The 21,719-nt window shown below is 58.8% G+C and carries 9 protein-coding genes and 1 pseudogene; 2 read left to right on the top strand and 8 right to left on the bottom strand.

The window, feature by feature from the left end:
* Positions 1 to 9: 9 nt before the first annotated feature.
* From M1D32_RS14415 to M1D32_RS14395, 5 genes are all read right to left on the bottom strand, one after another.
* Positions 10 to 1,815, bottom strand: a complete 1,806-nt coding sequence (locus tag M1D32_RS14415; protein WP_458779324.1) for a UvrD-helicase domain-containing protein — start codon at positions 1,813 to 1,815, stop codon at positions 10 to 12.
* Positions 1,805 to 6,466, bottom strand: coding sequence for a DEAD/DEAH box helicase (locus M1D32_RS14410; protein WP_458779323.1), 4,662 nt, complete (start codon positions 6,464 to 6,466; stop codon positions 1,805 to 1,807). The genes M1D32_RS14415 and M1D32_RS14410 overlap by 11 nt, the downstream gene beginning before the upstream one ends.
* A gap of 278 nt (positions 6,467 to 6,744) precedes the next feature.
* Positions 6,745 to 7,929, bottom strand: a complete 1,185-nt coding sequence (locus tag M1D32_RS14405; protein WP_458779322.1) for a DNA cytosine methyltransferase — start codon at positions 7,927 to 7,929, stop codon at positions 6,745 to 6,747.
* 486 nt (positions 7,930 to 8,415) lie between these two features.
* Entirely contained in the window at positions 8,416 to 8,643 is a 228-nt protein-coding gene (locus M1D32_RS14400) for a hypothetical protein (protein WP_458779321.1), read from the bottom strand.
* Positions 8,644 to 8,688: 45 nt separating this feature from the next.
* Positions 8,689 to 10,017, bottom strand: a complete 1,329-nt coding sequence (locus tag M1D32_RS14395) for a hypothetical protein (protein WP_458779320.1) — start codon at positions 10,015 to 10,017, stop codon at positions 8,689 to 8,691.
* A 352-nt stretch (positions 10,018 to 10,369) separates the two neighbouring features.
* Here M1D32_RS14395 and M1D32_RS14390 point away from each other — a divergent pair, with 352 nt between their 5' ends.
* Entirely contained in the window at positions 10,370 to 10,891 is a 522-nt protein-coding gene (locus M1D32_RS14390) for a DUF4230 domain-containing protein (protein WP_458779319.1), read from the top strand.
* Between the two features lie 946 nt (positions 10,892 to 11,837).
* Here the strand turns inward: M1D32_RS14390 and M1D32_RS14385 are convergent.
* A complete protein-coding gene (locus tag M1D32_RS14385) occupies positions 11,838 to 16,136 on the bottom strand; it encodes a DEAD/DEAH box helicase (RefSeq protein ID WP_458779318.1) in 4,299 nt (1,432 codons plus the stop codon).
* A gap of 49 nt (positions 16,137 to 16,185) precedes the next feature.
* Here M1D32_RS14385 and M1D32_RS14380 point away from each other — a divergent pair, with 49 nt between their 5' ends.
* The gene (locus tag M1D32_RS14380) at positions 16,186 to 19,668 is read left to right on the top strand and encodes a helicase-related protein (RefSeq protein WP_458779317.1); all 3,483 of its coding nucleotides are present in this window, start codon (positions 16,186 to 16,188) and stop codon (positions 19,666 to 19,668) included.
* 664 nt (positions 19,669 to 20,332) lie between these two features.
* On the opposite strand, the pseudogene M1D32_RS14375 reads toward M1D32_RS14380, so the two are convergent.
* Together M1D32_RS14375 and M1D32_RS14370 are read right to left on the bottom strand one after the other, a co-directional pair.
* Positions 20,333 to 20,779: pseudogene (locus M1D32_RS14375) on the bottom strand (GNAT family N-acetyltransferase); the annotation flags it as partial.
* Complete coding sequence (locus M1D32_RS14370) at positions 20,776 to 21,642, bottom strand: ribokinase (RefSeq protein ID WP_458779316.1); 867 nt, start codon at positions 21,640 to 21,642, stop codon at positions 20,776 to 20,778. The gene M1D32_RS14370 and the pseudogene M1D32_RS14375, both read right to left, overlap by 4 nt.
* Between the last annotated feature and the right edge of the window lie 77 nt (positions 21,643 to 21,719).

The following is a 21,719-nucleotide window of genomic DNA, read 5'->3' as shown; positions in this document are numbered from 1 at the left end:
TTATTGCTCCTAGTTCTTCGTCCGCGTGATCAAACCGGTCAGCCGAGGGACCAACCACATGCCCGAGGAGCCCAGCCCCGTCAGCTTCGTCTCTTCAGGGTGGCCGGTAGCGCATTCGATGGACGTGACGCGCGCGCCGGTGAATCCTGCGGGCCATTCGTCCCTGCGGTGAGTCTTGAATGCAAAGTTCTTCTTCAGTGCGTACGCGAAGGATGGGCTGGTTCGCCCGATAACCTTGCCTTCACTGGTCGTCAATACATAGCGGGGCACTTCGCCGGGCTCCGGCTCGGATTGTAGGGAGCCAGACACTACCTGGCCCAAGAGGTCCTCCAATACGAGGTTGTCCTGGATCGCCTGGGCGTCGCCGTCTTCGGGGTAGTAAGGGGAGACGTCATCGATGTCCGAGTTTAGGAACTCCATCCGGGCGTTGTACGCGCCATACTTTCCGTAGGCCTTTTCCAACCAGCGCCCAGTTGATCCGTCGGCGCGCTGAAGCAGCTTCTTCGGCAACTTCGTGGAAATGATCTCTTCCCGTGCGCGGGTCAGCGCAACGTATTTTTGCTTGAGCGTTGCCTCGTTCTGCTCAGCGGCCGGCGATCCAAACTCGGGCTGCAGATAGAGGACGTTGGTGAACTCAAGCCCCTTGGCTCGGTGAACGGTGGAGACTATAAGGCTGGCAGTATCTGCCACTGTCAGAGTTAACGGGATTGAACGGCTGCGGAGTCGCTGACTCAGCTGGGGAACATTCAAGGAATTGTAAGCCGTGAAATTCCCTTCAGCCGTCTTTAGCGCAAGCCATAGGCCAGCTGCTGAGTCGCCAAAGAGAGCGGTAAGGCGTGACTTGATCTCGTCCGCATCGTACGTTCGATCTTCGAGGTCTTTGAAGACCTGGTGAACCCAAGGCGCAACACTCATGTCCTGAGCTTTGCGACGAACCAGATGCGGGTAGCCGTTCTGCCACAGAAGTTCGCTCGCGATTAGCACCTCGTAGTTTGTCGAACAGAGGAGGGCAGTCGTCTCCCCGGCATTCGGGCTTAGGGCCCCCGACTCATTTAACACCGAGGTGCTGGACACTTGCCTTCGGAAGTGGTCAAGAAGTCCGTGTGCTGTCTCTGAACCTGAATCATCGAGCTCACCGAGGCTCCGTATTTCGTCACCCACAGAAATGAGGTCCCGGGTACGGTCAGTGACCGCCCGATAATGCCTGGCCAGTTTCTGGTGTTCAGCACCAAAATCGTTTTTTAGCTTCTCGATAAGCTCTCCAGAGGTCAGCTGCGAGGCTGACTCTTCCAGCTGGAAATCGTATATACCTTGCAGTGGATCCCCGAGCACAGTGAAGCCTAGGTCCTCGCCTATAGCGGCGAACAAGGCCAAGACAAGTTCCGCGCGGTCTCCCACGAGGTCCTGGGCTTCATCAATCAGAATGTGCTTTAAGTGCAAGATGCGGTCGGGCGTCTCTTCGCTGGCAATGTAATGCGTCGCTTTCCTGATCCGCGCATCGAAGCTGTCACCGAGAGTATCTTCGTCCATGTCGATCAGTATTTGCGCGGCAAAGGAGTCGAACGTCCTGATCTGCAAGCCGTCCAGGTCATGCACGCGAGCACGTTTCCGTACTGCTTCGACGGCGGCTCTTGAAAAACTCAGCACAAGAATCTCGTCGGCCGGATTCAGACCGTCTTCTACGAGTGTTTTCACTCGGGCCAGAAGCACCTCGGTCTTGCCTTGCCCCGCCGCGGCCGTGACAAAAAGCCTGTCCTCTGGTTCCGCTTCCGCTACCGCCCGCTGACTCTCGTCCAGCTCAATCTCAGCGAGCACTTATTGCCTCGTTCCTCCAAAGGTAGTCCAGCTGCGTGAAAGCGAGCTGGTGCCCATACTGATCCAAGTTGTCCTTCACATTCACAATCAAAACTTCTTCGCTGCCGCCGTTCAACGGACCACGAAGGCCCCGCCCAATCATCTGTATGTACTTATTGGGGGAGAAAGTGGGACGGCAAACGTATACGGCATCCACCTTGGGTGCGTCGAAGCCCTGGGTGAGTACGTCGAAGTTAGTCAGAACGCGAATTCTTCCGTTTCGGAAGTCTTCAATGATGGAACGTCTGTGACCAAGATCGGTTTTACCCGATATTGCGGCTGCGGGAATGCCTTCCACCGTGAGGACGGCGGCGAGAGCTTCGGCGTGTTCCACGGAGGCCGCAAAGACAAGAGTTGGTCCTTTCGTGTCCGATGCCTTGATGTGGTCAAGAATGGCCTCATTGCGTTGCGTGTTGTCTGCTACGTGCTGGAGGTCGATACGGGCCTCGAGCATTGCACTTTGTGAATCCTGGTCCCGGGCTGAGGGCATATCTTTGAGTTTGAGTTCGATGCCCTTCAGCTCCCGATGCTTCACCCGGGCCAAAACACCCATTTCCTGGAGATACTCGTGGGCGTTTTCCGCGCTGAACTCATCGGGCTCGATGAGATTGCGTCCAAATCGGGCCACGAGTCGCTCGGTCTCCTTTTCGTTGGTGCCCCGATAGGGTGTGGCCGAAAGGCCAAGCAGCGATCGTGACTTTTCCATGAATGAGCGGCCGAACCAGGAAAGGACGGGTGTGTAGGAAGTTGCCGTCGCCCCGTGGGCCTCATCGATGATCACGAGGTCTGGATCAGACATCCATTCATACATAGATCGACGTGTCTGTTGGATGCTGGCAAGTGTTTGGATTGTCGCAACGACCAGGTGGAGTTTGGTTTCCTCTCGAACGGCGCTGTTGCCGCCCCAGAGCCTACTAACTGCCATCCGTTCACCGGGAGCTCCTGCTGCTTGCCACACGTAGGTCCAGGTTTCGATGGCCTGCTCGCAGAGTTCCTCGGATTGAGCGATCCAGATGACTAAGCGATGTTCTTCCTTTGGCGCTTTTTTGATCTCACGGATCACGGATTCAACGGCTACACGGGTCTTGCCGGCTCCCGTGGGCAACTGAACCAGGCCACGGCTGTGCTTTGTGTCTCCCGCCAGGAGGTCGACGATTTTCTTGCTGGTTGTCTCCTGGTACGGGTGAAGTGGGTTCAAACCCACAGGTCCGACGAACTCCTCGCGCTCCGGTTTCTTCTTGATGGATTCACCGGCCATTGCGGGGGAGAACCCGAGCTCTTTGACGAACTCTTGGGCCGTTTTGCCGCCACGGAACTGATCCGGGGTCTCGATACCTGCCTCTGACAGTGCGGGCTTGAGTACCTTGAGGAGACTGCTCCCGTGCAAGTTGCTAACGATCTCGAACATGCGCTCGTCAGTCAGCTGCAGACCCCTGGCCTCCAGCATGTTTGTAACTGCGTCGGGAATAAGTCTCCGGAGGGTGTCGCGGCCGACGAGCTCAGCAATCTTCCCGGCATCTGTTTTTTGCTTGTTGACCCGTCCGATGCGAGCCTGGGCTTCGTCGTCTTTCTTAAGCTGTCGCATTGCCTGCATTACTTGCAAAGTGGATCGTTTGCTTCCAAAGGCTCCCAGGATTGTCGTCAGCAACGCCTGATCGCCCTGAGGTGCCCGGTAGTACAGCATCCCATCATGCAAGTATGAAGCTCTGGGAGTTGCCAGTGAGTGGGAGTCGTAGCTATTAGTCTGGACTTCGTTTACTGACATGCAGGGGACACACAGAGTCTGCACCGTGACTTCACTGGCCACCCGCTTGAGGTAGGGGAAAAGCGACTTAATACTCTTCGGTTCTTCGCCTTCTACGGGTACGGCATCAGCCGACTTTAAGAATTCGATAGCTATCCGCTTAATCCCCCAGTTCTCTTCCAACGCCTCATCCAGTTCCGGATGACCTGTGTAGAGCGCTGGAGCGCTGGCGGTCTCTACTAAATGCTCCCGAGATGCGAGATTGGAAGCGAGGACCACGTCCTTGGTCAAGTATCGAGTGTTCCGCCCTCCGCTGAAAGGGGTGAGAAGTTCCTTTGGCGGACGTACTTCGAGGGCGGCCAGTGCGCCGTATAGTTCGTGCAGTTGTTGCATGGGCAACTGATGCTCAGCCAAGGAAAGGACGAGGGCCCATTTAATTCGGGCGGGATCGGATGGGAAACCTAGCGCTGCTGCTGCTTCTTCTCCGGGGAAGGGCAGATAGTCCGAGGGAATCCCTTCGACTTTTCCAACGCACTGCTGGGCATCCACTGTTCCAAGCGGCGTTTCGAAGGCGCCGTACTTCTTGACCCACCAGAGATCGGGCCCGTCTATCGTTTCTGCCGGTCGAAAACCGCTGCTGAATTCAACCTTCGAGGGATACTGTGGCCGCCCCAGAATCGTCCGTGTCACCTTGGCTCGAGTCGTGGCTGACGCATCGATGAGAAGGTGAAGGCCCCCCGTCGTAAGGGCCTGGTTGAAGCGTATCCCGGCCTCGGAAAGGGGCGCGGGGCCGTTACGAGATGCATCGGCAAGACGGCTTGCCTCAGAGTGCTTCCAGAGTTCGTAGGTTTCACCGGCGCGCGTCATCTTGGCGTCTACGAGCAAGGTCCTCGCGCCGAGGTTCTTGAGGAGAGCGAGGTCGTTGGCGTGGAACTGGTCGTCCACTACAAGATGCTCATCGCCAATACTGTTTTGGGCGAATAGTCCACCTGCGAGCCACACGTTGCCCAACTGACGCCACTGATGATCCCGGCAACGAACCAAAATTTTCGCAGGGTCTGTTCTCTCGTTGATAACGGCCAGACTCTCGGGGACTGCTATCGATCGAGTAAGCCTCCACAAAGACTGCGCGAGCTCGATGTCCGAGTAGTCTTGACCGACTTCGCTGGCGACTCGGCTGACGATGCCGCGGCCGTCTTGTGCTTGGAGGTCAAGGGCACGAAGGTAGCTGTTCGCGTTGCCATGATGCATCAAGTCATAAGACACGACACTGGCTGACTCGTCGTCGGCGCTCATGGGAAGAAACACTCTTGACGTGATCGGCGCCTCCACGCCGCCGTCAGACATTAGAACAATACGGCTTCGGCGCATCGCTGGTCGGTAATCCGCATAGGACTTGTCAATCATGGCGGCTAGCTGCAAAGCATTCTCGTAATCCTGGAGCTCGCCTCCTGCAACAACTTCTTCCAGCCATTCCTCAAGGGACGCGCGCTTAAAGTTCGCTTCCTTCAGAATTCGCATGACTTGGGATTCTCGTCTTAAGGCAGACGAGTGTAACCATAGCCGGTCCGCAGGGACCCAGGACTCCCACAACGCGATAAGGCGGGTTGCTTCTTCTAGCGCAGGCTGCACTTTTATTTCACTGGGGAGCCTGAGGACGCCTGATCTATCCGGTAGGCAGGGCGCAAACGGCAAAATTTCGAAGATCGGTTTGTTGATCACGGAGTCTGCCCAGGAGCTTGACTCTTTGTCACGCGAGGGAAGAATATCCAAAAACAGTGCCGGATCTCCGGGTGTTCTGAGGTCGCTCAGCGCACTTGCCACCATGCGCGGTATTGTGCGGGTAAGGATTTCCCGATTGTAGAGCGTCTCAAGCATGCTGTGGCGGTCTTCGTTCATCTTGAAAGCCGCATTAACGATGCCGCGAAGCGAGGTCTCGTGCTGAGTGGGAAAGTAGTTCCAGAATCTGCCCAACTTTCGGCGCTGATTGTCCGTCAACGGGACCGCCCAAGTTACATCTACTTGCTTGCGCGCGACGATGCTCCCAGCCTCGATGGCTGCCTGGCTACTGACGACATGTTTGTCCCGGAAGATGCGCCATTCATTTGTTGCGGTGCCGTCACTGAGGTTGACGCGGTTACCGTCCCTGTCAGCGGACCAGGTGAGTGAAGACCTTTCGACCCGGTCCTCGAACTCCAGAGATCCAATCTTCTCGGAGAAAAGAAGAAACTCCCCGGGGAATTTCGCAATCTCATCGGACAGCCAGGAGACATTACCTGTCAGAGGCAGTTTCACAACGGTAGAGGCCCAGGGGAAGAGCTCGGCGAGAACACCGTCGTCGGCTGCTGCGATGTCCGGGTCTACGGGCGTGGCTAGTCGAAGAATTGGGTAGGTTTCGAGGTTCGGGTACAGGCCCTGGAGAAGCTCCCGGCTTCGGGTCTGGCTCCACGAGACGGAGCCGCTCCGGCTGTAGATCTTTGGATCAGAGGTTATTTGGATAACCGACTTGAACCCTAGCCCAAAACGACCAATCTCATCGTCACGCTTTTCAGATGAGTGGGAGAGCATTAGAGTCCGAAAGCCCGCCTCCGAAAAGGCCTGGCCCTCGTTGGCGCAGTAAAGCGCATCCTCCGTCAAGACCACTTTGATGCGACCCCCGGCATCCTTGATGGCGTCGGCCGCGTTCTGTATAAGTTCGTTTAGCTGCTTCCGGCCGTAGCCGCCTTGGGAGATAGCAGCTTCAATGTTGCTGTGTTCGCGGACAAGGTCAGGACGGGCCCTGTAAGCGTTAAGTGCGCTCTGTGTTTCAGCCGCAACAAACTTGCTGAGCGGCGAAGTCACGCCGGCCCATGAATCCCGAACCGTCATCGGTTCTGTCCCCCATATCGAGATCACTGCTATCGGCCCACGCCGAAGTCTTCTCGACAATATTTACCACCAAGATGCGACTTTTTCCCGCAGACTCTTGATACAGCGAGGCCTCTCAGAGGTGCTACACGAGTTAACGGGCTATGGCACTACCTAGGGCTGTGGGGACCGCGGCGTTGGGTTGGTTCATGAGTGACCGTCATCAGTCCCAGTGATTCACGACGCGAGGTATGACAAACGAACACATTTGGGAAGAGAAATTCTGGAGTGACGGTCACTCAGATTTGCGACGATACGAGGCTGGGGGCCCGCCGGGTACGTCCGCCGATTGGTCGTGCCGGCACCGGTCCAGTCCTCGGCACAGGATAGTTGTGGGAACCCTCGTTGTTTTGTGGTGCAGTTTCGCGAGCCGTGTCGGTCCACCGTTTTCTTATCATCGTGTCGAAAAAATTTGCGTCAAGATCTCGACCGAGAGCTGCTGCCAGGACGTGGGCAGCAAGTCGCGGTGGAATGGCGTTACCAATCTGTTGCGAGACGTCCTTGCCCGACCACGGGTAATCGGCGGGGAACGTCTGGAGCTGGCCAGCCTCCGCAAGTGTGAGGCGGTCGAGTTCGTTCCCGTTGAAGAACAACCGGTTCCGGGAAACCTTTCCAGTGACCGTGAAAGCCGGTTCCTTCGAAGTGCGCTGACCTCGGGCCTTTGGGTCCCCGCCGGTTCCATAATTGGAGATCATCACGAAGGGCTCCACCCGGCCTAACGTTTCGCCGATGCTCAGGCAGGGCAGCAACGAAGGCCGGCTCGTAAAGGCTTTCACCTCTTTTTTCCTGAATCGGTGATGCGTGGGTGCGGGAAGTACGGGGGTGCGGTGACGGCTCGCGATCAGGATCGCGCGACGGCGCGTCTGCGGCACCCCGTACTCATCTGCGTGGAGTACGCCAGTCACCGTCCCATAACCCAGTGGTTCCAATACCTTTGCCATGGCCTCCCACACGGGCAGAACCGCAGGCACCTGCTCCAACACAATAACCTCGTAGGCGTTCCCCGCCTTATGGGCCTCCAATGCCCATCGCAGCGGCTGCAGCACTAGCCCGGTCCGCTCATCATCCAACCTGGCTAGCTCAGTTGTGACGTCGTCCTCGTCGGCCATGCGCGTAATGAAGGACAGGACCCGGTCCAATGCCTTACGACCAGCACCTGCCCCGGCAACGGTGTACGTCTGACACGGCGGCCCCCCGGCGAGAATCGTCGCATGGGGAAACTCGGCGGGACCATGATCCCGTACGTCACCTTGCACGGTTCCAAGCCCGGCAGCCCGCCTGGTGGCGCAAGCATTTTCGTCCCACTCAATGCCGGCTACAGACAATCCCAGCCAGCGTGCAGCGACATCCAGTCCACCAGGACCGGCGAAGAGATCCACCATTTCAGCGTCAGAAAGAGGTGGGTCCGATTGCGCGAAGGTCATGGGACACAATCTTATCGGGCGACGGATCACCGATGGGCCAGCATCCTTCCTGTCGACCGCCTTCGAACTCAACAAGGTGAACGGGCAGCGGGCAAGCTTCGTGCTCGGCGTCCTTGATAGCTCTGCCCACTCCCGCGACGCGGACGGCTTCAGCTGGGATGTCTCGGTCGACAGGGAAAGGTGGGATCAATTCCGGCCGAATGGAGCTGATGTGACCAGGAAGCCTGAACACATCAGCGTGGTCGAGCTTCGGAACGCCATGGTTGAGGTTGTCCGCACGACAGGCGGCATCACCGTGGACGAGCTGCACCGGGAAACCATCCGGACGTTCGGCGCGAAGCGCCTGACTGCAGGAGTAGCCACCCGCCTAAATCAAGGCTTGCAATACGGTAGACACTGGGCGGCTGGAACTGCGCGGCGAGTTCCCGCTAACTGGCCAGTTAGCGGGAACGCACCCCAAATGGAGGCAGCAGAAGGTCGCCCTGGCTATTTCTTCCGCAATTTATTAATAACTTCGGCTGCTTGCCGGTAGGCTTCTTTTGCCTCGGGGCTTATTGCTGCCCGATACAACTTCTTGCCGTCCTCAAAAAGCTCACCGGCCTTCGCCTGCACTTCGGGGTCCCTCGCGAGCGCGTAGGCCTTGGCGGCGGTAGCCTTCACTTTCTGCCCGCCGATCTTATGAGCGGCAGCGGCTTTGTCTGTTCTTCCGGCCATTATTTGCTCCGTATCGTTGGGTTGTGCTGCTTCCGTAGTCGGCAATTACGCAGCGATCGCAGGGAAGACGACGAGTGATCCGTCGCTGTTTCGCTCCATCTCGATGGCGACATCGCCTTGGTGACTATCGGTGTGAAGACCGTCTCCCAGTGCACGAAGGCGATAGGCGGCTTGAAGTAGTTGGTCTACCTCTCCCGGTGTAAAGGCTGGAAGCCGGAATCCGCCGTCGCGCTTCAACTCAAGATTGGCCAGTCGGTGCAAAACCTCGGTGATGCCGGACTCCAATTCGTCGGTGCTGCGCCCGTCGTCGCGCAGTGTTCCGATGAAGCTCGTAAACGGGTTGCTAGTATCCTGCTGGGCGTGATCGACCGCCTGCAGCACGAGCACCCGCCGTTTGAGAGCGATGGCAAGCCTCGCGATTTCCAAGTGTGCTCGGAAGGTGCCGCCTTCCTCGGTGACGCCGGGGAACGACTTCTTCAGTTCGCTCACTTCGACTGCGCCGTCAGGCAGGGCATCTAGCGCGGCTTCCCACTTCTTCAGCCGCCTTCGGGTGGCAGCGATGGCAGTGTTAATCCCGTGCACGGAGGAATCCAAGCCAAGGGAGAAGCCTATTTTTCCCTTGTCAAGGAGAATGGAAGTGGCCTTATCGATCGCTTCGCGAGAACCGTCGAGTTCGTTACGCTCCTTATCGAGGGCGTCCTCGTGCAACTGCTCCAAGAGGTCAGTGATGCGCTCGATGGCTTCCTGACGTTGTTGTTCGGCGTGCGCGCTGACGCCGACGGCCACTGCCATCAGCACGAGCGGCGCCGCTACAGTCAAAGCGCCGGCGCTAGCTACCGCTACACCAGCTGTCGCGGCCGAACCAGTTGCCGCCCCGGCCGCACTGGCACCCACAGCTGAGGCTTTACTACAAGCCACAGGGACAAAAGTAGCGTTGGCTACGATACCGTGCGAGTCGCGCAGCGCGCTGTGGACGCCTCCTGCAACTGTCTTGGACACCATCGGAGTGACGAGACCGCTGCCCACCTGGGACGCAACTTTCGCCGGTACCACCATTGTATAAAGCACTTCGCCTGTCTCGGCGAGATTCAGCTTCTGCGGAGCAGATTTAGCCGTTTGTGATACAAGTTGTGCCAGCTGCGTAGCGAGCGGGCTTGCAGCATCAAGCGGGATCCCACCCTTCCGATTGCGTGCTGGAGGCATCGGATGCATCTCAAGCGTGGCGATGGGGGAATCTGCCAGTGCTGCCAACACCGTCCTTAGCTCAGAAAGGCGAGCAGGCGTGAGGCCTTCGCTGCCGAGCACGTCAGTCACGCTAACTTCGGTTGTCGCAAGTGTCCATACCGGCACGAGCGCGTTGTTCTTGTTTGTCATGTGATGTCCCCTCCCAGACCAAGTTCCGCCTAGGCGGGTGACCCGGCAGCCAGCAGGATTTTGAAGCCCCCGCGTTTCGCTACCGTTCGATCGATATCGTCCCACACAGAGATCCGCAATCACGAAAGTGTCGCGCCCGTGTCTGTCTGCCTCTCTCGTTACACTGAAGCTGCATCCAGCACTCCAGCCCAGCTGGGGGTTAACCAACAGGAACGGAACCTATGCCGTTCAAGGCAGATGGGGTCCGATGTCCAGAGTTAGATCGTTCAAGTCCTTCGCGGTGGTGGCGTCCCTGACGGCCGCAGTTCTGGCCGCACTTCTCGTAGCAACGATGCTTGGAGTTGGCCCGTTGATGAGCAATAGCGAGCGCAACCAGACCGCTCTCCTGAAGTCGGTTAAGGATGTAAGCCAGTACCATGCCGCAGTCGGAAACTTCGAGCTTGTTTTAGACGAGCGAGAAGGAGCTGGGGGGCTGCCAGATTTCATAGCGGGGCGACGCACGCTCTTCGTAGCCGCCGGAACGGTAAATGCCTATGTGGATCTTGCAGGTCTCGCCGAGGACGACCTCACGTTGTCAGCCGATGGCAAGTCAGTAACGCTGCGACTGCCCGAGCCACAGCTCGACAAGCCCAATATCGATCATGAACGGACCTACGAGTACAGCCACGATCGAGGCATTGCCGATCGCGTCGTAGACGCCTTTACGGCACCCCAGCAGGCCGAGCTCTATGTCCTCGCCGAGGCCGATATGGCTGAGGCTGCTGAAAAATCCGAGTTGCGGCAGCGCGCAGCGGAAAATACCAAGACGATGCTGACAGGTCTGTTTAGTTCGCTTGGATACGAGGTCATCTTTAAGGACGGCGCATCTAGCTAGGGACGGTCTTCCCCGAAGCGCCAGTGGTTTCTGGGTACCCGCGGGAGGAATCAGGCCGTAATGACCTCATCAGCGGTACACCTTTATCCCCACCTACGGCCGCGCACACCTCAACTGCACATTTGAATGCGCATTCAGCCGCTAAGCTGCGAGTGTTCACGGGACATAAAACTGATGGGGACGGAAAGCCGAATAGCTGATAACGACGAGCAGTATGAGTTTGATTAAATGCGTGCGATACGCGCCACCAGCGCCAGGACGATAAGAAAGTGGCAGGACTCCGGCTGGGCGCCCATTTCACGCCGCAGCGCGCTCTATCAGAAGGGATTGGGCCCCGCGGCGGTGGTTAGGTATGTCCGGAGTTATGGCCCGGTTATTGAGTTCTGTGCCGCCCGTGGGGTGCGGACCGAAAAACCAAGGGGATGGTTTGTCGGGAATGCCGAAGTCACGCCGCCGGCCAGAAACATCGCTTGCGCCGCGATTTCCGGAATTGGCGGCGCAGCGGGACCCAGACTTTAATGGCGATTGACACCCACGACGGGAGCCCCTATCTCAATCAACGAGTGTGGTCACTTTGCCCCAACGGACATTCGAGTCACGACACGCCGAACGCCCGGTCGCGGGGAAGGGTATGCCAGGAGGGCCTAGGGCGCGGACGCGCAGATCAGCCGGCGTCCACAGAGGAAGTAGCATGCAGCAGTAGGTCGTCGCCGTACACATTCGTAGACAGACTCCCGCAGCGGCCAAATCACAGCCTGCGCGCCAGCGTCAAAGGGCCACCACCACAAGTTTTGTACACACGTTTCGATTAATTGCGTTCGTGACCGTGTGCCGGATGTGGGCCAGGAACCGCGAGACCAGCATCCCATCGTGGAAGAGAGTTCACGAACGCTCCCGAAACCGATAGATTCAGCGATTCAGGACCGGGACAGCAGTCATCGACATATCACCCTGCCACGATAGATAGTCTTTCGCGCTCCGCTGCCACCACACGTCGTGCAAGCTCGACCTCAGATACGTCAACCGCATCGGGAGCCTGCTTTGCGATAACACTGTCCCGCGCGAACTCGTCAAAGAGCTGCCTCTTGTCTTTCAGAATGTCGCGGATGCGCTCGTCAACGCTGTCTTCCGTAAGCAGACGGTGCACCTGGACAGTGTCGGTCTGACCCATGCGGTGAGCTCTCGCGATCGCCTGTGACTCCATCGTGGGTTTGATCTGCGGCTCACAGATCACAACGACCGACGCCGACTGGATGTTCAAGCCGACACCGCCCGCGGTTATTTGCGCAACGAGAACGGCCCCGTGCCCGGCCTGTGAGAAGCGGTCAACGAGCTTCTGTCGGTCCGCCGCAGCGATGGACCCAGTGAGGGGGCCGAAGACCTGACCGGGTAGTAGGCGAGTGACCTGGTTCAGGACTTCTCGGAAGTATGAAAAGACGATGACCCGTCGGCCGTTAGCTTCGGCTTCTCCTGCAATTTCTAGCAGTCGGCTGACCTTCATGGATTGTTCCGACATCATGGCGGCGCGTCGCATTAACATAAACTGGCCCTCCCTTACCGCTCGGCCGTATACCAGCTCATCAGAATGCGACATCCCCATCCACTCGTCTATCTCGACCACTTCGGGAAGCTCTGTGAGCACATCCTCCTGGTTACGGCGTAGGTAGGCTGGCGCGACATGCTTGCGAAAAGCCTTGGCGAGAAATTCAGGCGCTTCCTCCGCGAGGTCGGGGCGGATATAGCTGATCAGATTGCGGAACTCGGCGACACTGTTCTCCAACGGCGTGCCAGTCATCAAGATTGCATACTTCGTGGAATTGATGATCTCCGCCGCCGCGAGCGAGCGCTTTGCCCTGGGATTCTTGATGTAGTGCGCCTCATCGAGAATGACGCACCCCAGATCGACTCCGCTCAAGTGCTCCTCTATCCACGGCAGGAGATCATACGTGGTGACGGCGACGCCGCCGTTCTTTACCCACGCCTTTGCCGCGTGGTTTCGCTCCCATAATGGGCCGTGGAGGCGTAAAGCCCTTAACTTGGTGTGCTTTGCTGTCTCGCGAGTCCAGTTACTAACGACCGCGGCCGGACAGACGACGAGGAAATGCGACTGACCGCGCGCACGGAGATGGGCGAGAACGGCAAGGGCTTCAACTGTCTTACCCAGCCCCATTTCGTCTCCGATGATCACCTTTTCTTGCACGAGGGCGAATCGCGCACCGAAGCTCTGATAAGCACGAAGCGAGGCGGTGAGGTAATCCCGTCTAAGTTCCTTGGCGCGCACTGCTCCAACGATCTCTTCCGGGAGATCGCCGTGCATGCTCTTCTCATCCTCGGTCATGAAGCCAAGTTCAGTAAGCATGCCGAAATAGTCAGCCGGTCGGGAGAGGAAATCGGTCCAAATGCTCGCAGTACCGAGAGGAAGAACGACGCGATTCAACGCGTCATTCAACACAGCTGAAACGGCGGTGGGGCTTTTAGGAAGCTTTCCTTTTACGATCGCCAGAACCCCGAGCGGCGTAGAGCTACTCTTCTTCTTGACGAGTCGAGATAGACCGCTTGCCAGCGCCACTTCGTCCTCAGTCGGGCTGAACTTCCGTGCGTTGTCCCAGCGCGCGAGCGACTCCAGTAGCGCGGTAGTAGCCTTTCCCTTCCGCTTTACGTCGATACGGACGGGGGTTTCCTCTCGCACAGCCTCGAAAAGACGCAGCGACGCCTGGGCGATAGGCCACGCGGAGGCTTCGCCGAGACCGGGCAGGGATTTTAGTGAATATTCGTCTTGGAAGCGCAGTACGTCCCAAACGTTGTTCAGCTCGTAGTCCTGCAACGGAGCTGTCCGAAGCTGCCGCTGTGGAGCTGCTTTGCGTAAGACTTCGAGATCCATCGCCTTCAGCGCATCGGAAACGTCTCCGGCTCGGACTTTGTCGGCCGCTGCACGTGCCTCAATCGCTGCCTCTTCCGCGGCGTTGTCTGCGTTAGTGATGAGCGGGAGCTTGCCCCACGCGCCCCTCAGTAAGTTGAAAGGGAGAGCCTCGGCGATCGTGTAATTCGCGGGCAGATAGGCTTCCAGCCCAAGGGAGGGATCGAGTAACTGATTGGAGTCAGTCGGCGTATTCTGAAGGTTTACAGACAGTCGGGCCAGCTGCGCTTTGACGAAGTCGGCGGCCTCAAAGGCTTCCAGGACAACTTGGTGAGCAGAGTCACATTTTCCTCCAGCCTCGCATTCCCACTCGGGGTTGAAGCCGTCACCAACCACCGCGGCGACCCGGCCAGCCAGCGCTGCGGTTTCAGTCAGGAACTCGTTGTCTCTTTGAGTGAGTGCGGCGTCCCGAAGCACAGAGAGGCTGGCAACCAAGACTTCACTGCTCTCGTGCAGCGGGAGCAACCTTATGGCTGTGCGGCTGATCTTAATTGAGGCCGAGTCGTCAATCAGTTGCTGGACGATGGCTTTTGCGTTGGCTAATGCATCCTTGCGAGTGGCGTGAATTTGTTGCACCAATTCCGGCCAACCTAGGACATCCTGGTAGAGAACTGCGACCTTCAGTCGCTCGTCCTTAAGCAGATTCCCTACCCGATCACAGGCCGCTACGACTGCTTGCCCCTCGTCCGATGCCAACAGATCCGCATGACCCTGACCTAGCAGAGACGCAGATTCATGGGCACCATGGCAGCCGTCCCCATCGCATGAGCTCGGGTCGAGGAGGCGCCGGGCTTCCGGGCTATGCGCCTCGCGGAGGTCTCGGACCCTCGCCACAGCAGTGCGCTCGAATTCTGAGAGAGCGCCGGTCCGTGTCAGAGGCAGATGTTCGGCCTCGATCAACGCGAGTGACGCTGCCATCCCCCACTCTTCAAGGTCATCTAAAGCGGTGCGCAATCGCGCCCGCTCATCCTCCATCTGTTCCTGTATGCAGGCGCTGGCCGCCACAACTGCTTGCCCGCCGCCCGATGTGAGCAAATCCACATACGCCTCATATAAGAGCGCACCGGCTCGGTGAAGGCCACAACAATGCCCAGATTCACACGAGGCGGGGTCAAGGAGCTGACGTATCTCAACACTGTGTTCAGCTAACACTTCTCGAATGGTGACCGCCGCCGTTCGCTCTCCTTCGGTAAGAGCGTATGTCCTCGTTAGGGGCAGATGTGCGGAGCGGCTCAAGACGAGTGAGGCTGACCTATCCCAGTCCTCGAGGTCATCCAACGCCGCGCGAAGCCGCTCCCACTCATCCGATCGCGCTGCCTGGAGCCGTCCGGCCACGCTAAGTATGGGGTGATTCGTTCCGTGCGCGGTGAGTGAGGCGTGCAAAGCTGCCAGTCGTGCTGATGTTTCGTGGGTCTGCGAGCACGACTTGCTGCTACAACTCATCGCCGCTGCAACAACGTTAGCTGTACCAGCATCTGTATCGTAGGTCTGGATGAGAGTCTGAATGGCATTCGATTCAGACTCCGACAGCACCCCTGCAGGATTGATTGGCATGTGCTCCGCGGCGAACTCGGCCTGCTGCGCGGCCGCTCGCCAGGTCGCCAAATCTTTAAAGATCTGAGGCAGTCGGGATCGCTCGAGCGAAAGTTGAGCTGACACGCGGGTCGCGGCAGCACTTATCCGCTCTGCGGTCCCGCCCTTGCGTCCCATGATCCACGCTTCGTGCAGAATGCGGGTGGATGCGTGGGCCTTAGCGCAGGCGCCTGCCGCGCACCAGGACGGATCGAGAAGCTTCATCGACTCATCGTGGTGCTCATTAAGAAGGTCGATGAGTGTTAGGCCAGCACTACGTTCGTCATCTCGGAGGGACCGGTCTCGGGTGATTGGCAGATGAAAGGCCTCATCGAGCATCTGTGACGCCTTGCTTCCCGTTTCGGTTAGGGAGCTCAGAATGTCGGCGAGGGCGTCGCGTTCAGCGACTCCGCGTGCTGTCAGCTCATTCTGGAGTTGCTCGAGACGTTGTGGGGCGCCGATCGAACAGTACCAATCCCGGAAGTGAGCAAGTCGGGCAGCGGCGTCATGCGCGGGTCGGAGTCTCTTGCCACTCGTGAGCCAGGTTGTCTGTGTCAGACGGTCGGCTTCGTAGGGGTCGCCAGACGCAGCTGCTTCCTCAACCCTGACCAAGAGATTCCGGTCATCGTCCGCTAAGTTGGCTGGGCCTGAAAGCGGCAAGTGCGCAGCAAGTTGCCGGACTTCTTCGACTGTCTGGATCCAACCCCGCACTTGTTCGATAAGCACGCTTAATTGTTGGCGCTCGGCGCGCTTCATCGAGCCCCCTTGGCAGTATTCTTCAAGATGGTTGAAGGTCCGACGCGAAGTGGGCCGGCTGGATAGAATCGTACGCGAAGCTGGAGAAAATCAATTGAAGTTAGAGGACTTGGCGCCGGGCCTGCAGATTACTGGCGTCGTGCCTCATGAGGTAGTGCAGGTGATTTTCGGTCAGCCTCATGGCCGGGACGCAGTTGAGCTGACGTACAAGACATCGTCGGGTGGCTTGGGACAGCGCGTGATGTTCCGGCGTGACGAGGATTCGCTTGCGGTCTCAACTTCGGGAAGCCGTCCATTCGATGCTTCTTCCATCGACTATAAAACCGTCGCTGAGGCGCAGAGAATCAAGCTCGCAGGTCTGTATGATCCGATGCTCGCCGTCGCGACGAGTAACGTTCAGCCGCTTCCTCACCAGATCCGTGCCGTATACGGCGACTTGTTGCCGCGCACCCCCTTGCGATTCCTGTTGGCGGATGACCCGGGGGCAGGAAAAACGATCATGGCGGGGCTCTTCATCAAGGAGCTGATCCTTCGTGAAGACGTGCAAAGGTGTCTCATAGTTGCGCCAGGCGGTCTGGTTGAACAGTGGCAGGACGAGTTGTTATTCAAGTTCGGTCTGTCATTCGAGATCCTCACAACGCAGATGATTGATACAAGTCCGGGCAACGACGTGTTTGAGAATCATCATCTGCTTATTGCGCGCATGGACCAGCTCGCACGCAACGAGGACCTCCAGCAGCGGCTACGGAATAGCCACTGGGACTTAGCGATTGTAGACGAGGCGCATCGAATGGGTGCGCACTACTTCGGCAATAAGTTGGAAAAAACCAAACGGTTCCAACTCGGTGAGCTGATCGGCGAGGTATCTCGGCACTTCCTCCTCATGACCGCGACGCCACACTCAGGTAAAGAGGAAGACTTTCAGCTTTTTCTTAGTTTGCTCGATAAAGACCGCTTCGCGGGTAAAAACGGTGTCTCCGTCGACACCAGTGACGTCATGCGCCGAATGGTAAAAGAAGACCTTTTAACGTTTGAGGGTCGCAAGCTCTTTCCGGAAAGGATTGCCGAGTCTATCCCCTATGAGCTCACCGAGCTGGAGAATGACCTCTACCAGCAGGTGACCGACTACGTTCGTAACGGCATGAATCGAGCAGCCAAGCTCGATGGCAAACGTCGAAACACCGTCGGTTTTGCGTTGACTGTCTTGCAGCGGAGGCTTGCTTCGAGCCCAGAGGCTATTCACCGTAGTCTGGTTCGTCGCGCGCAGCGGTTGGACCTCACTAAGCGTGGCATTGAGAACGGCACCTATCGCGAGGATCGCGATGTCCTCAGGCCCGAGCGCTACAAGTACATAACTTCGGACATCGATATAGTCGAGGTGTCCGCCGAAGATCTTGAGGAGTTCGAAGAGAACGTAGTTGACGCTGCGACGGCCGCAGAAACGATTGTCGAGCTGGAATCAGAAATCCTCGAGCTTGCGTCATTAGCGGAGGTCGCGAGGGAAGTACGCGACCGAGGGGAGGACAAGAAGTGGTCAGAGCTTCGCTTGATCCTTGAGGACAACGTCATGCCGCTGGATTCCAATGGGAAGCCACGCAAGCTCATCATCTTCACTGAGCACCGAGACACCTTGAGTTATCTCATGGAGCGCATAACGCACCTGATTGGCCGCCCGAAGGCTGTCGTCGCGATCCACGGTGGCATTCGCAGGAACGATCGCCGTGCCATAACCGAGGAGTTCACTAAGAATCCGGACTGCCAGATAATGTTGGCAACGGACGCAGCGGGCGAGGGTTTGAATCTCCAAGCCGCACATCTGATGGTCAATTACGACTTGCCTTGGAATCCAAACCGCATCGAGCAACGCTTCGGGCGTATTCATCGCATCGGGCAGACGGAGGTTTGCCGGCTATGGAACCTCGTCGCCGCTAATACGCGGGAGGGCGAAGTCTTCACAGCGCTGCTTAATAAGATTGAGGAGCAGCGCAAAGCCTACGGTGGCAATGTTTTCGATGTCCTAGGTTCGGCTTTTGCAGATACGCCCCTCCGGGATCTGCTGATTGAGGCGATTCGCTATGGTGAACTACCTGAAACCAAGGCACGTATGCACCAGGTTATCGACCGAAGCGTGTCCGAGGGGTTGGAAGAACTGCTCAACGAACGCGCCCTAGCCAGCGAGCACCTGTCCGATGCCGATCTTGCCAGCCTCCGAGCTTCGATGGATGAAGCTCGTGCTCGTCGTCTTCAGCCCCATTACATTGAGTTGGCTTTTAAGGAGGCCTTCACACGGTTCGGCGGCAAAATAGTAAGGCGAGAGAAGGGCCGCTACGAGATTGGTCATGTGCCGTCCACGCTTCGCAACGGCAAGTACGGTCCCGTCGCCACAAGATATGAACGCGTGACTTTCGACCTCAGCCTCGTACACGATGAAGGGGGAACCAGCGCGGACTTGCTGGCACCAGGTCATCCTCTCCATGATTCGGTGATGGACCATGCAGTTACCACTCTGGCCGGAGTCCTCAACCGGGGCACCGTGCTTGTCTCCGCGAGAATCGAGTCGCCCTGCCTACTGGTAGGGGTAGTCGAAGAAATCGTTGACTCGTTGGGCGCTTCGGTCGCGCGCAGATTCGGTTACGCCTATGTGAGCGAGGACGGCGCAGTGACCGACGCCGGTCCGGCTCCCTACCTTGACTGCACGTCGGCGCCTGACGTTGCCTCCGTTCGACAGGCGAAGGCACTTCCGTGGTTGCACAGTGCAGAATCAAATGCGGTGAGCTGGATTATCGAGAACGAATTGCCCAGCTACCTCACTTCTATCCAGCCTCGCCGGTCGGCCGAACTCGACAAACAACGCGGGTTAGTCGAGGCACGTCTCAAATATGAAATTGAACGACTTCTCTCGGAGGCGGTGGCCGCAGCCGAGCGGGAGAACCTTGGGGAGAAGCTCAAGGAATCCTCGGAGAGCTTGAGCCGAAGGGCGACGGACCTTCATATGCGACTCGACCGTCGGCTCGAACTCATAGACCAACAGGGCAAGATGTCCACCAAATCGCCGCTAATCGTCACAGCGGCGCTTGTTCTTCCTGCTGTGATGCTTGATTCCGATGTTCCTATCGATAGCAGGCCGATGAACGGGGTGCCATCGATGTCCGTTCAGCGTCGCAGCATTGAGCTTGTGCTCGCACAGGAGCGCGCAATTGGCCGGATCCCAGAACTGCAAGTGGGCGACACTCATGGCTACGACATCCTGTCGACCGACCCTGTGTCCGGTCAGACCTACCGCATCAAGGTCGTCGCACATGTTGCTGAAATGGCCGACTTCTGGGTCACACACAATGAGGTTGTTACGGGGAAGAATGCTAAACCCCACTATCGCCTTGCTCTCGTTCGGCTTGATTCAGGTCACTTCAGGGGCGGTGACGTCCGCTACCTTGACAACCCCTTCGCAAACGTTGAAATGACCGATTTTCAGGCCACAGGGTATGCGGGGAACTGGAACCATAGTTGGACGCGCGGGAAGGCGCCTTTCTGACACCTGGATATAGCGACTGCAACGGCCGCCCTGCTTCACACGCGGGAACCGTTACTTGTAGCGCTTTCTGTTCAGCTCTCTGGCCCGACTACCACTCCAAAAGTAACCGGGAGCCCAGCACGGCCGGGACCTCCACCGCCACCACGGCGGTCGCGGCCGCACGACTGTCGGCTCCGGTTTCGACGACCAACGGCACGGCACGGGTCGGCTCAACCCTGACAGCGGTCCCGGGATACAACCGTGAACAGATCGAGGCTGCCGATATTGTTCTTTCGAGGCGGAACTCCTTCGAGGGCTTCAGCGAATAATGGCCCGCCGCGGCCGACACTGCGCCGGACCAGGCAACCGCGCCTTTAGCGAGGACAACCGGCGGATCAGCCGTGCCTATAACTCTGTCGCTTAAGGTGTCTCTCCGACAGCCTCAAAATCTCCCCGAACCATCCTGCCACTGGCGGCGCTCCGCCCGCAGCCTGGGGAAGCTAAGCAAGAGGGTGGGGCAGGAACCGGAGCAGGACCCGCGCCAGCAAGCAGCCACCATCAAGTCGGCTAGTTCCTCGTGAAGCGCCGCGATCTGCCGGTGGCTTGCACTGATCCGCTGTACGACGTCGGCGTTCCCCACCGGGCGCTCACGGGCCAAACGGGCCTTTGAAAAAGTCCTGGGCTTCCAATCCATTTCCGTATAACAGGGCTGGAAGCCCAGCGACTCGTACAAGCCGTGCGCCCGTTCCATAAACTTGGCGCTGGTGATGCTGATCGCCCCGATGCCGGGCAGTTGCCGGGCGTACTGCACTATCTCGCTAACCACTGCCCGGCCCACGCCGCCGCCCTGGCACGCGGGGTCCACGGCCAGCATCCGGAACTCCAGCTCCCCGTCGGTGGCGATCTCGCTGTACGGCTGGCCGGCGAATGTCAGGGCCACCGCCGCCACCACCCGCCCGGCGGTTTCCGCCACCCACACCTGCGCATGCTCGGCGCGGTGCTCCACATCCTCCAACACACTCATGTACGGATGGTCCGCGGCAAAGTGGCCGGCCCGCAGGTAGGCGTCGCGGGTGATCCGGCGGACCTCCGGAAAGTCCGATGGCACCGCCTGCCTGAACACGATCGTCATCGGGCCCCAGCAGTCGCAGTGGTCCGCTCGACGTAGTAACCCAGCGGTGCCAAATCCGGCTGCGACGATGGATCGCCCACGGCGTCACCGCCTACCGCGTTCGCCGCCGCCAGCGCGTGATCATAGTCCAGCCCTTTCCGCAGCACCAGGACCAGGGCGGCGCAGAACGCGTCGCCTGCGCCCACCGTGTTTGCCACCGTCACCGCAGCGGACGGTGCCTCGGCCACCTTCCGGCCGTGCTGGAACATCGCCGCGCCGTCGCCGCCGTAGGTCACCGCCACCAGTTTCGCCTCGACGAGGGCCGGGATCAGGGCGTACTCGCTCTCGTTGACGATCACCAGGTCGCAGCGCTCCAGCAGCTCCGCCGGCAAATCCATGGCCGGCGCCGCGTTCAACACGAAGAACCCGGTGTGCCGCCGGGCGGCCTCCAACACCACCGGCAGGCCCACCTCCAGCTGACACAGCACCGTCTCCTCCGGGTCGAACTCCACCCCGTCCAGGGACAGGTGCGAGTTGGCGCCCGGGCACACCACGATCTGGTTCTCGCCGTCGCGGTCCACCACGATCAGGGCCGTCCCGGTCGGCTCCGGTAGGACGGCCACGTCCGCAGTATCGACGCCGACCGCCGCCAGCGCGTCCAGCATCCGCTGTCCCTGAGCGTCGTTGCCCACGGTGCCAATCATCCGGGCGCTCCCGCCCAGCCGTGCGGCTGCCGCGGCCTGGTTGGCGCCCTTGCCGCCGGGCTGCTCGGACAACGCCGCGCCGCCGATGGTTTCGCCGGCGGTGGGCAGCCGCTCTGCGGTGGCGATCAGGTCCAGGTTGATGCTGCCGACAACGGTGACGGCAGGAGGTCGTGTGCTCATGGAAGGTCCTAACGGGGGAGGGGCCGGAAGCGGCCGGGTTGAGAAATAGTGTAGACCATGGTTGTACTTGTGCGTCA

It is taken from the genome of Arthrobacter sp. D3-16, assembly GCF_054408515.1.
Note: the sequence above shows the minus strand (reverse complement) of the source record. Positions and strands in the feature narration are given on the sequence as shown.

What these genes read in the sequence shown, in the direction of transcription:
- M1D32_RS14395 (WP_458779320.1), bottom strand. Translation starts at nt 10,017, where the DNA reads ATGACAAACAAGAACAACGCGCTCGTGCCGGTATGGACACTTGCGACA.
- M1D32_RS14370 (WP_458779316.1), bottom strand. Translation starts at nt 21,642, where the DNA reads ATGAGCACACGACCTCCTGCCGTCACCGTTGTCGGCAGCATCAACCTG.
- M1D32_RS14390 (WP_458779319.1), top strand. Translation starts at nt 10,370, where the DNA reads ATGAGCAATAGCGAGCGCAACCAGACCGCTCTCCTGAAGTCGGTTAAG.
- M1D32_RS14410 (WP_458779323.1), bottom strand. Translation starts at nt 6,466, where the DNA reads ATGACGGTTCGGGATTCATGGGCCGGCGTGACTTCGCCGCTCAGCAAG.
- M1D32_RS14385 (WP_458779318.1), bottom strand. Translation starts at nt 16,136, where the DNA reads ATGAAGCGCGCCGAGCGCCAACAATTAAGCGTGCTTATCGAACAAGTG.
- M1D32_RS14400 (WP_458779321.1), bottom strand. Translation starts at nt 8,643, where the DNA reads ATGGCCGGAAGAACAGACAAAGCCGCTGCCGCTCATAAGATCGGCGGG.
- M1D32_RS14405 (WP_458779322.1), bottom strand. Translation starts at nt 7,929, where the DNA reads ATGACCTTCGCGCAATCGGACCCACCTCTTTCTGACGCTGAAATGGTG.